At 69.0% G+C, this 12,084-nt stretch carries 11 protein-coding genes and 2 pseudogenes; 8 read left to right on the forward strand and 5 right to left on the reverse strand.

Going from position 1 to position 12,084, the window contains the following annotated elements:
- Nucleotides 1-439 precede the first annotated feature (439 nt).
- From ACLJT4_RS40395 to ACLJT4_RS40420, 6 genes and pseudogenes are all read left to right on the forward strand, one after another.
- Nucleotides 440-820: a lipocalin-like domain-containing protein gene (locus tag ACLJT4_RS40395; RefSeq protein ID WP_411130055.1), complete on the forward strand. Its 381-nt coding sequence runs from the start codon at nt 440-442 to the stop codon at nt 818-820.
- A gap of 114 nt (nt 821-934) precedes the next feature.
- A complete protein-coding gene (locus ACLJT4_RS40400) occupies nt 935-1,810 on the forward strand; it encodes a fumarylacetoacetate hydrolase family protein (protein ID WP_411130042.1) in 876 nt (291 codons plus the stop codon).
- Between the two features lie 100 nt (nt 1,811-1,910).
- Complete coding sequence (locus ACLJT4_RS40405) at nt 1,911-2,831, forward strand: VOC family protein (protein ID WP_411130043.1); 921 nt, start codon at nt 1,911-1,913, stop codon at nt 2,829-2,831.
- A gap of 17 nt (nt 2,832-2,848) precedes the next feature.
- Nucleotides 2,849-4,501 carry a bifunctional 3-(3-hydroxy-phenyl)propionate/3-hydroxycinnamic acid hydroxylase gene (locus ACLJT4_RS40410; RefSeq protein ID WP_411130044.1) on the forward strand — a complete coding sequence of 551 codons (1,653 nt, stop codon included), beginning with the start codon at nt 2,849-2,851 and terminating at the stop codon, nt 4,499-4,501.
- A gap of 321 nt (nt 4,502-4,822) precedes the next feature.
- Nucleotides 4,823-6,049, forward strand: a complete 1,227-nt coding sequence (locus ACLJT4_RS40415; RefSeq protein ID WP_411130045.1) for a PucR family transcriptional regulator — start codon at nt 4,823-4,825, stop codon at nt 6,047-6,049.
- A 236-nt stretch (nt 6,050-6,285) separates the two neighbouring features.
- A pseudogene (locus ACLJT4_RS40420) lies at nt 6,286-6,417 on the forward strand (helix-turn-helix domain-containing protein); the annotation flags it as partial.
- Nucleotides 6,418-6,608: 191 nt separating this feature from the next.
- Here ACLJT4_RS40420 and ACLJT4_RS40425 read toward each other — a convergent pair.
- The 4 genes and pseudogenes from ACLJT4_RS40425 to add form a co-directional block, all read right to left on the reverse strand.
- Nucleotides 6,609-6,924: pseudogene (locus ACLJT4_RS40425) on the reverse strand (transposase); the annotation flags it as partial.
- Between the two features lie 15 nt (nt 6,925-6,939).
- Entirely contained in the window at nt 6,940-7,812 is an 873-nt protein-coding gene (locus tag ACLJT4_RS40430) for a hypothetical protein (RefSeq protein ID WP_411130046.1), read from the reverse strand.
- A gap of 809 nt (nt 7,813-8,621) precedes the next feature.
- Nucleotides 8,622-9,134, reverse strand: coding sequence for a UTRA domain-containing protein (locus ACLJT4_RS40435; protein WP_411130047.1), 513 nt, complete (start codon nt 9,132-9,134; stop codon nt 8,622-8,624).
- Nucleotides 9,135-9,272: 138 nt separating this feature from the next.
- A complete protein-coding gene (add, locus tag ACLJT4_RS40440; RefSeq protein ID WP_411130048.1) occupies nt 9,273-10,283 on the reverse strand; it encodes an adenosine deaminase in 1,011 nt (336 codons plus the stop codon).
- Nucleotides 10,284-10,502: 219 nt separating this feature from the next.
- On the opposite strand from add, the gene ACLJT4_RS40445 reads away from it, so the two are divergent.
- Nucleotides 10,503-11,009 (forward strand): DUF3995 domain-containing protein, encoded by a 507-nt coding sequence (locus ACLJT4_RS40445; protein ID WP_411130049.1) that lies wholly within the window; start codon nt 10,503-10,505, stop codon nt 11,007-11,009.
- Between the two features lie 193 nt (nt 11,010-11,202).
- Here the strand turns inward: ACLJT4_RS40445 and ACLJT4_RS40450 are convergent, their stop codons facing one another.
- Complete coding sequence (locus ACLJT4_RS40450) at nt 11,203-11,565, reverse strand: DUF1330 domain-containing protein (protein WP_411130050.1); 363 nt, start codon at nt 11,563-11,565, stop codon at nt 11,203-11,205.
- A gap of 148 nt (nt 11,566-11,713) precedes the next feature.
- Here ACLJT4_RS40450 and ACLJT4_RS40455 point away from each other — a divergent pair.
- Nucleotides 11,714-12,084: helix-turn-helix domain-containing protein (locus ACLJT4_RS40455; RefSeq protein WP_411130051.1), on the forward strand; the 371-nt coding region annotated here is incomplete at its 3' end.

Here is a 12,084-nt window from a genome sequence, read left to right on the forward strand (position 1 = left end):
GTCCAACGCCTGCTCGGCACCGATTGCGAAGGGCCTCACTCCGAGTTCCACCGTGATGGACCGCAGCCACCTTCAGCCCGACGCTCGATCGTCGGTATCGCTCGGTGAGACCGTTGATCTGCTCGGCAAAGGTTTTCCGGGAACAGGGCTTCCGGTGGGGTGGCAAAAGTACCTCCGGTGTTGTCGTCCGCGACCGGCTTGACCAGGGCTTTGGCGCCCAGGTGCAGAAGGAAGGCGCCGTCCGGCTTCACGGCATGCAGGCTCCCGGCTCAAAGACGAGGCGACTTTTTGGTCTCTCGGACCGAGAGCTGCAGCGAGGGCCGACGTTCACTCAAAAGTGTGGGCGACGGAGGTCGGCCACGTGGATGGGTTCATTGAGCACTGCCTGTCGCATTGCTCGTGGCCTACGTGAGCGACACAGGAGGCGATTGTGGACGACATGGTTGGAATGTGGGTCCTGGAGGATTTCACCGTTGAATGCGGAGGAGTGACCTCCCATCCGCTCGGGGAACGGCCCGGCGGGATGCTTTTGTACACCGCAGGCGGTTGGATGAGCGCCCTGCTGACCACCGGCCCCGCCCGGAATGTCAGTGCATCCGAAGTGCCGGAAGCTCCCGACGGGACCGTGGCGTATGCCGGCCGCTGGGAGCGCGCGGCAGACGGGGCGGTGTTCCATCACGTCATGTTCAGCCACTACGCGCCGTGGCTGGGGACGACCCTGGAACGCTGCGTCCGTTTTACCCCGGAAGGTCTGGAGCTGATGGCCGTTTCATCGGGCGATTACAAGGCCGTCTTGCGTTGGCGCCGGCCTGTGACCTGACACGTCCGCTCGGCGCCCTGACACCGTCGGCCGAAGGTTTCGGTTTCCGGAGGTTACGGCGGAGCCGACCGAACCGATCAACGATTTCTGATTTCTCTATGGAGGTGGCGCGCCATGCGCACAGCCAATCTCAATGGCCGTCTTGTGATCGTCTACGACGACGGTGTCGTGGACGTGGAGAAGGCCAGTGACGGGGTGTTCCCGTCCGATCCGCAGGCCGTTTTCGACCGCTGGCAGCAGTTCCGTGACTGGTCACGGTCCGCGGTCCCGGCCGACTACGAGCGTGCCGCGTTTGGCGAGCGGCAGCTCGGCCCGCCCGCACCACGCCCTCGGCAGGTCTTCGCCGTCGCCCTGAACTACGCCGACCATGTGGCGGAGTCGGCCGCCGACAAGCCCGCCCAGCCGACGATTTTCACCAAGTACCCCACCTCCGTGGCCGGTCCCTACGACACGATCGCACTGCCCAGTGAAACCGTGGACTGGGAGATCGAGCTGGTGGCAGTCGTCGGAACACAGGTGCACCAGGTCGCAGCCGCAGACGTCTGGGGACACGTGGCCGGCCTCACCGTCGGCCAGGACCTGTCCGAGCGGCGCATCCAGTTGCAAGGTTCGCCGGCGCAGTTCTCGCTTGGCAAGTCCTTCCCGGGATTCAGCCCGATCGGCCCGGTGCTGGTGACCCCTGACGAGTTCGAGGACCCCGACGATCTCCCGCTGGGCTGCGCGGTCAGCGGCGAGACGATGCAGGAATCCCGGACCAGCCACATGATCTTCTCGGTGTCCGAGCAGATCGCCTGGATCTCCGGGATCTGCCCGCTGCTCCCCGGCGACCTGGTATTCACCGGCACTCCCTCAGGCGTGGGTGGCGCCCGGAATCCGATGCGCTTCCTCCACCCTGAGGAAGAGCTACACAGCTGGATCGAGGGGATCGGCGAACTCCGTAACCAGTTGATCGCCGGCCACAGCTACCCCCACGGCCCCCAAACGGCCTGACAGCAACACGCACTACAGGCGACCTGCGGTGACCGGCCGCACAGCGCGTCCAACCATCCGCACCTTCCTCATCTTCTACGAGAGCATTGAGGAGCCAGTCATGGCCCTGCACCGTCTCGCCCGTATCACCATGGGCGTGCCCGACGTCGAGGCGACCGCGGCCTACTACGCCGACTTCGGGCTTACCAATCTGGGTCGCGGACGTTTCGCCACCACCGACGGCGGTGAGCAACTGAAGATCGTCCACGCGCCGCGCCGCCGTCTGGACGAGTTGGTCCTCGGAGCCGACGACTGCGATGACCTGGGCCGGATCGCCGCCGCCCTGAAGGGGCTGGAGGTGCCCTTCGTCCGTGACGCGCACTCGCTGCGCGCGGTGGATCCCGGCACCGAGGTCACCGTCAGCGTGGAGATCCGGCCGCGGATCGTCCAGGACGCTCCCGCGGCCGCGCCGTACAACGCGCCGGGACGAATCGAGCGCGCGGACGTCCGCGCCCCCGGCGTGCTGCGCGAGAAGCCGGTGCGGCCCCGGCGTCTGGGGCACGTCGTCCTCGGCTCGACGAATCAGGAGGCGTCCCAGCGTTTCTTCACCGAAGGTTTCGGTTTCAAGGTCAGCGACCTCGTCCCGGGCGCGGCGTTCCTGCGCTGCACCACCGACCACCACAACGTCCTCGTCCAGCGGGCACCCGTGCCTTTCCTCCACCACTCCTCGTGGCAGGTGGACGACGTGGACGAGGTAGGCCGCGGTGCCACCCGCATGCTGGAGGGGCACCCCGAGCGGCATGTGTGGGGCCTGGGGCGCCACTTCTTGGGCTCGAACTTCTTCTGGTATCTGAAGGACCCGGCTGGCAACTTCTCGGAGTACTTCTCCGACATGGACTGCATCGTCGACGACCAGGTGTGGACGCCGGGCGTGTGGGAGGGCGCGAGTGCCCTGTACAGCTGGGGCCCGCCGGTACCGCCGTCGTTCCTCCGACCCGACGATCTCGCCGCGCTGATGACCGGCGCTCACAGCACGAGCTGACCAGAAAGGAGAAGGCCATGCGCACGATCAACGAGGGGGGCGCCGAAAGGCAGGACGAGTACGACGTGCTGGTCGTCGGCGCGGGGCCCGTGGGGCTCACCACGGCCATCCAGCTCGGTATGCGGGGCTGGCGGGTCGGTGTCGTCGAGCGTTGGCCGCAGCGGTATCCGCTGCCCCGCGCGGTGGTCCTCGACCATGAGATCGCCCGCATCGTGGCATCCCTGGGCCTGGGCGATGCCCTGCGCACCTTCAGCGAGCCGGCCGAGGACTACGAGTGGCGTAACGGCAAGGGGCAGACCCTGTTGCGCCTGGCGTTTGAGGACACCAGCTACTCCGGCTGGCCATTCGTGAACATCTTCACTCAGCCTCGTCTCGAAGCGGCTTTGGAGGAGCGTGCCCGTGCCCTGCCCGGCGTCGAGATCCTGCGCGGCAGGGAGGCCGTGGACCTCGCCGAAGAGCCGACCGCCGTGCGCCTGACCATCGCCGAGAACGCCGGTGACCAGCCGACGGGTGACGATGGCGTGCGGGAGCACCGCACGCTGCGCGCTGCTTACGTCGTCGGCTGCGACGGTGCGAACAGCTTCGTCCGCTCCCGCATGGACACCTCGATGACCGACCTGGGCTTCCGTTTCGACTGGCTGGTCGTCGACGTCATCCCCGATGATCAGGATCGCGTGTGGTCCCCGCGCAACCTCCAGCTGTGCGATCCGGCCCGGCCGACCACTGCCGTCTCGGGCGGCCCCGGCCGCCGCCGCTGGGAGTTCATGCGGCTGCCCGGCGAGACGATCGCCGAGCTCAACAGTCCCGAAACAGCGTGGAAGCTGCTTGCCCCCTGGGACATCCGCCGCGACAACGCCACCCTGGAGCGCCACACCGTTTACACCTTCCAGGCCCGCTGGGCGGACTCCTGGCGCCAGGGCCGCCTGCTGCTGGCCGGGGACGCAGCCCACCAGATGCCGCCCTTCGCCGGTCAGGGCATGTGTTCCGGCATCCGCGACGCCACCAACCTGACGTGGAAACTGGCCCTCGTCCTCGCCGGCCACGCCGACGCCTCGCTGCTGGACACCTACACCCCCGAACGCTCCGAGCATCTGCGGCACGCTATCGACGCGTCGGTGTACCTGGGGCGGATCATCTGCCAGACCGACCCGGCCGCGGCCGCCGAACGCGACAAGCGGATGGTCGCCGACCAGCAGGCCGGCCGCGACCAGCTGGTGAGCATGCTGCCGGGCACCCTCACCGGTGGCCTGCTGGTCGGCGATGCCAGCGGCGCTCCCGCGGAGCCGGCAGGACAGCTCAGCCGCCAGGGCCAGGTGCGCTTCCATGGCCGAACCAACCTGTTCGACCAGGCCGTCGGCACCGGATTCACCCTGCTCGCCGCCCAGGATCCGCGACACGTGCTCGATGACGACGCCCTCGGCTGGTGCGAGCGGCTCGGGATCCGGCTCCTGCGGATCACCGACGACCACACCGCCGCGGGCCCGGCCGACGTCGTCGACCTCGACGGCACGTACCTCGCTCACGTGGCCGCCACCGGACAGCAGGCACTGCTTGTGCGCCCCGACTTCTATGTCTTCGGCGGCGCTCCGGGTATGGACGCCGTGCCCGGCCTGGTGGCCACGCTCCGCGACGAACTCACTGCGGGCAGCGTACGGGCTTCTACACCTTGAACAACGGGAACAGACGTGCCACGGGCCCGCCGCATCCTCTCCCTGCCCGTCATCCACGGAACATGCCGTCACCTCGCGCACCGCACGAGCAGATGCCCTGCTCGTGCGGTGCTCTTCAAGCGTATTTTTGGTATCGGAGGTGGCGCTCCCGCGGTCGCCATGCCTGTCCGCCGTCGACGTGGTCAACGAACCTGGACGGCCCTGCCAGGTGACGGGCGCGCGCAGCGCGGTAACGCGCCGCACAAGATATCGAGGCGGGTTGTGACGCGAGAGTGGCTCCTTACGCTTCGCCCGGCCCCCGACCGGGCGGTCGACCCCGTCATGCCGCAGGCAGCCGCGGCCGCCGCGACAGAAACCCTCGGGGCGGACCCGGTCCGGTGGGCGGTGCAAACGGCTGCCGTCATGGCGGCCGAGATCCTCGACGAGGTTCCCGAGCACGGCGGCGGACAAGCCCCCATGACCACCCTGCGACGCTCCACTGAATCCGCCGTCCTCGCGGCCTTGCACCTGCTGCTGACACAGCACCCGCGGCCCGTCGCCGTCTCGACCGAGGAGACGCTTGAAGGATGCCGCGAGTTCGCCCGCCGCGGTGTCCCTCTCGACCGGGTCCTGCGAGGCGTGCGGCTCGGACATGCCCGGCTGGCACATGACCTGGCGGCCGCGATCGAGGAACACGTCCCGTTCGACCAACGCCTGGCCGAACTGCGTGAGGTCGACGAGTTGCTGTTCGCCTACGCCGACGCCCACGCCAGCCAGATGGCCGAGGAGTACATCGCCGAGCGGGACCGCTGGCGCGGCAGCGACGAGGCCGCACGTCGCGCCATCATCGACGACCTGCTCGCCGGACGCCCGGTCGACGTACAGGCCGCCACCCGACGCCTGCGCTACGACATCTGCCGCACCGACGTCGCCGCCGTGCTGCGGTGCGACCACACCGAGGCCGGCCCGCCCGCCCCAGAACGGCTGCAGCGGACCGCGGCCACCATGGCCCGCGCCGTGCGAGCAGCAGGAATGCTGCTCATCCCCGCCACCGACACAACAGCATGGCTGTGGCTCGCACTCTCCGCTGAAGAGACCGTCGGCCCGGCCGAGCACCTGCGCGACGCCCTCGACCCCCCGGCGGGGGTACACGCGGCCCTCGGTCCGCCCGCACACGGCCCGCACGGCATGCGCCGCAGCCACCTGGCTGCCCTGCAGGCCGACCGGATCGCCCTCCACAACACGAACGACTGGCTGTGCGACTACCAGGACGTCCGTCTGGTGGCCCTGGCCACCGCCGAGCCAGAACACGCGCACTGGTTCGTGCAGGACATCCTTGGCCCGCTGGCCTCCGACGGTGCCCGGATGCAGGAGCTGCGCGAAACCTTGCGCGTCTACCTCTCCGAGGAGCGTGGTCTGCGGACGGCGGCCGACCGCCTGCACGTCGCGCGCAACACCGTCACCTACCGAGTCAAGCGCGCACAGGAACTGCTGCCCACGTCAACCAACGCCGGCAACTTGCTGGAACTGCGCCTGGCGCTGGAGATCGCGCAGACCCTGTACGGCTGACGGACCCCGCCCCGTCCAACGCCGCGAACGGCGGGCGAGCCCGGCGGCGCCCAGAGGACGGACCCGACATCTGCCAGGTCATCGTCACTGGGGAACGGGATATCGCCGCCGCTCCGGACCTCCGCACGACCCTCTAAACCGTCGCCGCCACGCACAAACGGATCACGGTTCGGGGCCGGCGGTCCGCTCGCTGTCGGCGACAGAGCCGAATTACGTGATCGTTCGCACTCGTCGTCGCCGCCGCCGCCGTCGCCGTCGCCAACGCCGGGTTGGACTGGCCCGACGTACCGCATCTGCGGCTGTGGCACGCCGCGACCGTGCTGCGTGAGCACCGCGGCGACGGGCATCTGGCCGCCCTGCTCACCGCCCGTGCTGGCGGATCTCGCTGAGGCGATCGGGCTGACAACTGCGTATTACCGGCACTGCACCCTCGGCGGATTCCTCGCCGGGACCGGCCTCACTCTCGACAGACCGGACTGACCTCGAAGCGCCGAAGTCAGAAATGGGTTGTGGGGCGGCGGTTCTTCATACCAAGTCGACTTTCTGATCCGGGTGCTCAGGACTTCGGTGCGCGGTCCGGACAGCGCAGGTTCGGGCGGTTCCGAAATCCTCGGCGGTCGCGGGCCGTGGAGTAAGCCGTGCGGGCCCGGCCGGCTTGTCCCAGGGGCGGCGGAGGTCCGCCGCGGCTTCGTGGGTGAGCCGGAGCTGGGGGGCGTCGCTGATCAGCCACGTCCAGCGGTCTCGGGACTCGGTGTGCGGAGCTTCGGGCCGGTCCAGCCGAGGTTCTGCTAAATCAGCCGGAAGACGTGCTCGACGTCGAGCCTGCGCAGGAACGCCCGCTAGCGGATGTCGATGTCCTCGCCGCTCAGGCCGGTGAGCGCCCGTCTGGGCTACCGCGGCGCTTGCGGCGATCGGGCCTGGGTTGCCGCCCGGGCCAAGGCCCGGGCCAGGGTCGCTCCTGCTCCGAGGGCAGCGGCATGGAGGAAGGCAGCCGTGGTGAGGTCTTCCGGCAGGGACGCGTCGGGAGGATGGGCGAGCAGGAGATAGAGCGTGAGGGCAAGTTTCCAACCGCTCCAGGAGAACAGTGCGCCTGATCCGATCCAGGCGGCCGAGACCGGCAACCAACGGGGGAACCTGATGGGCCCCTTCCGCTGCAGGACGTAAGTGGATGCCCCCGTAATGAGAGCCCAGAGGCCAGAAACTCCGTTCAGGAGGCGCCAGTTGATGTCCCGTGTGGTGGGATGGGCCACGGCGACGGTGCTTCCCGCTGCCCAGGCGAGCCAGACCAGACCCACCACCCCGGCGGCGAGGGCCACGCACCGGAGCACGAAGGACCGTCCGGAGGTGCTGCTTTCGAGGCGACCGGCGAAGGTGTGGGGCCAGCGGCGGCGGAGGTAGGCGGGGAGGGCGAGGACGAGACCGAGTCCCATGCCCACGAAGCCGATCTGCACCAGGGCAGCCTCCCAACCAGGCATCGTCGGAACGTCGTTGCTGCTCGACGCCACTTCGTCGGCCGGGCCGAGCAGCGAACCGAGCACGGCGTACGGCAGGAGGGGGACGAGGAACCCGACCGCCAACCAGGCACAGAAGGCCAGCGGTGGCCCCGGGACGCGCATCCCCCACGGGCGCACCAGAGCGAGCGCCACCGCGATCCCGGCGCCGGCCACGCCGATCGTGACCGTGTTGAGCAGCACCCAACCCGTCGTGGTGAAGACCGCGCCGACGGGTAAGGCGCCCAGGAGCGAGCCGATTACCCACGACACCTTGATACAGACGTACGGGGTCAGTGCGAGTGCGGCCGCGTAGGCGGCGGCCCGCCCGGCCCGATCCCACAGTCTTCCCGTGCCCCCCGGTGCCGGCGCGCGCTCCGGATGCCGTCGTCGTAGTGGGTGCCGTGCTCCGTCGCGGTTCACCGGTGGGCCCCTGAGGGGACACCGACGGTCGTCGCAGAGTGTGCGGCCAGCAGGGGAGGCGCCGCCGCAGGCATGGAGATGACGGGACGGCCGGGCTCGTGGTGGGTGAGGGCGAAGGAGCGCGGCCCCAGCCCGTCGCACCGGAGCGGGGCGGAGCTCGCCGGCGTTGTGCATCTAGCCGCCGTGGGAGCGCAGATTCTGGTGCTCATGCCGTTCGCTGCTTTCTTCGGGTCCGACCAGGACTGGTGAGGCCAGTCCACAGCCGGAGATCTCTTTGCGTGAAAGACGTCGTACTTCGGCGTGGTGCCGATCTTCGGGTAGAACGTCGTCGCCCTACCGGGAGTCCGCCGTGGCCGGGTCGGCGGTCAGCCCCGCATTGCCCTCCGGCCACTCGGCCCTGAGCACCGAGAGCATGGCCGAGTACCGCATCCGTCCCGTCTCGCGTGGCGCCCACCAGGGGTGCACGGTTGGGTCCGCGGAGCCCAGAACGCGGTGTAGCCCAAGGCCGTCCGCAGGTCCAGCGGGGGAGCCATGGGGCCTTCCTCACTGTTTGCGGTATCGGCGCCCGTTCCGGGAGGGCGCGGGTGCCGATGCCGGAATCGGAGCGGTGTTTGATGGCAGGCTGACCGTGCCGACGGTTTCGGAGTTCATGCCGTTGGTTACACGCGGGTGAGGTGGAGGCCGATGCCGTAGCCCTTGATGACGGTCAGGGTGTAGGCGTTGACGGGGACGTGGTCGGCGTCGTAGGCGATGCCGGTGATGGCCAGTGCGGGGTCGCCGGGGGACGCTCCGCATCGTTGGGCGTCCTCGGCGTCCAGCAGGGTGGGTTCGACGCGTTGCAGGCTCTCGGCGACCTGCCGTCGTGCCAGTGTCAGCGCGTCGACGAGGGTGGGGCTCGCCGCGAGTACGTCGGCGGTGATGCGGTCGGCGACGGCCTGGGGGACGATGTCCGTCGCGATGCCGTAGGGGATGTCGTCGCGGAGCCTGGTGGCGCGGTAGCGCACGACGGGTGCCCCCACCGGGACTTTCAAGCGTGCGGCCAGGGCGTGGTCGGCGTGGAGGGTGTCCTGGACGCGGGTGCGTTCGCGGACGTGGTGGGCTTCGTTGTCCAAGTCATCGAGGAAGCCGGTGTAGACCGGCCCCGACTGTGGGGACAGCGGTTCGATGGGCAACGGGTCGGCGACGTAGCTGCCCGAGCCGCGAAAGCGACATCGCGATGCGCACGTACAACGGGCGTTCTGGCCCTGGGGGGCGTGCCACGGTGGGTTCCTCTTTCTAGCCGGTGCTGACCGCGGTTGCGGCGAAGTCGCTCATGGGTGGGTCTGCTGGAGTTCGCGGGCCACGGCGGTTTTGATCCCGGCCGGTGCGTAGGAGGCGCGCAGTGCGGTGGTCTGGGCGTCCAGCAATGCCTGGCGGGAGAATGCGTGCACGTCGTGAGCGGTCCGCAGCTCGTCGTTGAGCGTGGTCTGGAAGTAGGCGGGGTCGTCGGTGTTGAGCGTCACCGCCAGTCCCGCGCGGGCCAGTTCGCCCAGGACGTGGCTCTCCGCGTCCTTCGCGAGGCACAGGGCCACATTGGAGGTGGGTGCCACCTCCAGGGGGATCCGTTCCTCGGCGAGGTGGGCGACCAGGGCCGGGTCGTCCAGGCAGCGGATGCCGTGTCCGATGCGATCGGCCTTGAGCACCCGCAAGGCTCCCCAGATGCTGGAAGGGCCGGCGGTCTCTCCGGCGTGCGGGAGCGAAGCCAGTCCGCTGGCCTTGGCCTTGGCGAACGAGGAGGCGAACAGCTCGGGCGGGAAGCCGTGTTCGACGCCGCCCAGTCCCAGTCCGACGACTGCTTCGGGAGCGTCCGGGCCCAACAGGAAGTCGATGGTGTGGTGGGAGTCGGGGTCTTCCATGTTGCGGACGATGTCGCAGATCCAGCCGATCTCCACGCCATGGTCCGCACGGGCGCGTCGACGTCCTTCGTCGAGCCCCGCGGCGTACTCCGCCAGTGCGATGCCGCGGTGGTGGTGGCCCATCGGGGAGGTGGTGACCTCCGCGTAGCGGACGTTCTGCGCGGCGAGTTCGGCGGCGAGCGCGACCGTGGCGTCCGCGAAGTCCTCCGCACTGCGCAACACCTTCAGCCCCGTCATGAAGAGCCGGCCGAAGTCCTCGAAGCTGCCGAACTGGTACAGCTCGGTGAGCTCTTGCGCGCTGCGCGCCCGCAAGGGGACGCCGTTGCGCGCCGCCAACGCGAACAGCGTCGCGGGCCGCAGCGAACCCTCAAGATGCACGTGCAGCTCCACCTTCGGCAGCCGCTGGATCCATTCGTTGATTTCCATGATCCCCCAATCTGTATGGTTCACAGTACAGATAATTTGTACGGTGAGCCATACAGATTGCCGAACGGAAGCCTGCACGCCCACGCCACGACGAAGCACGGAGCGCCAGTCATGTCGAGCACGCCCGCATCGCACCAGACAGCGCGTCCGCTCCCGGGCCGCGCACCCCGCCGTCGTACGAACAAGTGGCCCGGGCTCCTCGCGGCAGCGTGGGGGGTCGTGTTCGCGGCGCCCAGTTTCGTCTGGGCGACCGGCAGCACCTTCGGTGCGCAATCGACGGTGTCGCAGTCGCTGGTGACCCTCGCTCAGGACAGGGTGCCGTGGTTCGTCGCCGTGCTGTGGGCGACCGGTTTCGTCAAACTCTTCGGGGCGCTCGTCGGGATCAGCCTGACACGCCTGCGGGGCGGACGGACCGGCCGTCTGACGGTGTTGTGCGGGGGTGCCGCTGCGACGCTGCTCGTCTGGCACGGCGGCCTCTTCGTCGTTCACGGCCTGTTGGTCGAGGCCGGTACGGTCTCCGTCGCGCGCGACCTGGCCGCGCTGACCGGGTGGTACCTGTACCTGTGGGGGCCGTGGTTCATCGCCGGCGGCCTGGCGTTCGCCACGGCCACCGCGCTGTACGTCCGTCGGCACGACGACCGACACGGAGTGCGGCTCTACGGTGCCGCAGGCGCGATCGGGGCCCTGCTCCTGTCGTTGCTGTCGACGGTCACCGGGATCGGTTAGGAATCGCGGAGCGGTAACCGCCCTCCTGCGGTCGTCAAGACGGTCATGACAGGTGAGTTGGCGCGGACCGCGGAAGGCCGCTGGTGCCTTCTGGGACTGGTGCCGATGACGGCGGGCGGTCCCGTCAGGCCCCCGAACGACGGTCTTCACTCAGAACTGGAGGGGCCGCCAGTGGGCGAGACACAGCGCGGTGTCAACAGGGGCGTCGCGATGCCTGTCCCGCCTCCGCTCGCAGTTTCGCTGCTCGCTCTCGTGGGTTGTACTGCGGTCCGACGCCCTCGATCAGCAGCACGTCCCCCTCGATGTGGTCGGTCCTCAGCCGCAGGATCTCCTCGTAGGCGGGCGACGCGTACCAGGCACGGGCCTCGGTCAAGTCGGGGAACTCGATGAGCACCATGCTGCCGGGCCAGGTGCCCTCCACCACTTCGGCCGGTGGGCCGTGGATGACGAAGCGTCCGTGAAAGGGGTCGAGGGTGGCTTGGATGCGCTCCAAGTATTCCGAAACGTCGGGGTGTTGACGACGGCTGTGCAGGTGCGCGAAGCCATAAGCAGACACGTGGGGTTCCCTTTCCGGCTCGTCTGCGTCTCCGTGGGGGACGACGCACTGAACGTAGCCACGAGCATCAGCGCACGGCGATTACTGACCTTGAAGTTGTCTTGTCGTAGGGGCTGACGGTTGGTGATCGTTGCGGTATGCCGGGTGTATGAGGTATCCGCAGGGTGGGGGTCTGACCGCGGAGAGGCAAGCCTTCCGCGAGCGGATCCGGATGGAAGCGGCCGCGATGTTCGCCGAGGGGCGGGGCAGTTCCGACGTCGCGAGAGAGTTACGGGTCAGCGTCCGGTCAGTCCAGCGGTGGCAGCAAGCCTGGCGGGCAGCAGGTCGAGACGGGGTTCGTTCCCGCGGCCCGGTGTCCCGGCCGAAGCTGAGTGACACACTCTTCGCTGTGTTCGAGGAGGAACTGGCCAAGGGCCCGGTCGCGCACGGATGGCCGGATCAGAGATGGACGCTTGCGCGGATCAAAACGTTGATCGGCCGGCGATTCCACAAGTCCATGACGCTGTCGGGCATCGCCCA

The organism is Streptomyces sp. x-19 (genome assembly GCF_046549115.1).
Classification (GTDB): Bacteria; Actinomycetota; Actinomycetes; order Streptomycetales; family Streptomycetaceae; genus Streptomyces; species Streptomyces albulus_C.

What these genes read in the sequence shown, in the direction of transcription:
- ACLJT4_RS40395 (WP_411130055.1), top strand. Translation starts at nt 440, where the DNA reads ATGGTTGGAATGTGGGTCCTGGAGGATTTCACCGTTGAATGCGGAGGA.
- ACLJT4_RS40400 (WP_411130042.1), top strand. Translation starts at nt 935, where the DNA reads ATGCGCACAGCCAATCTCAATGGCCGTCTTGTGATCGTCTACGACGAC.
- ACLJT4_RS40405 (WP_411130043.1), top strand. Translation starts at nt 1,911, where the DNA reads ATGGCCCTGCACCGTCTCGCCCGTATCACCATGGGCGTGCCCGACGTC.
- ACLJT4_RS40410 (WP_411130044.1), top strand. Translation starts at nt 2,849, where the DNA reads ATGCGCACGATCAACGAGGGGGGCGCCGAAAGGCAGGACGAGTACGAC.
- ACLJT4_RS40415 (WP_411130045.1), top strand. Translation starts at nt 4,823, where the DNA reads ATGCCGCAGGCAGCCGCGGCCGCCGCGACAGAAACCCTCGGGGCGGAC.
- add (WP_411130048.1), bottom strand. Translation starts at nt 10,283, where the DNA reads ATGGAAATCAACGAATGGATCCAGCGGCTGCCGAAGGTGGAGCTGCAC.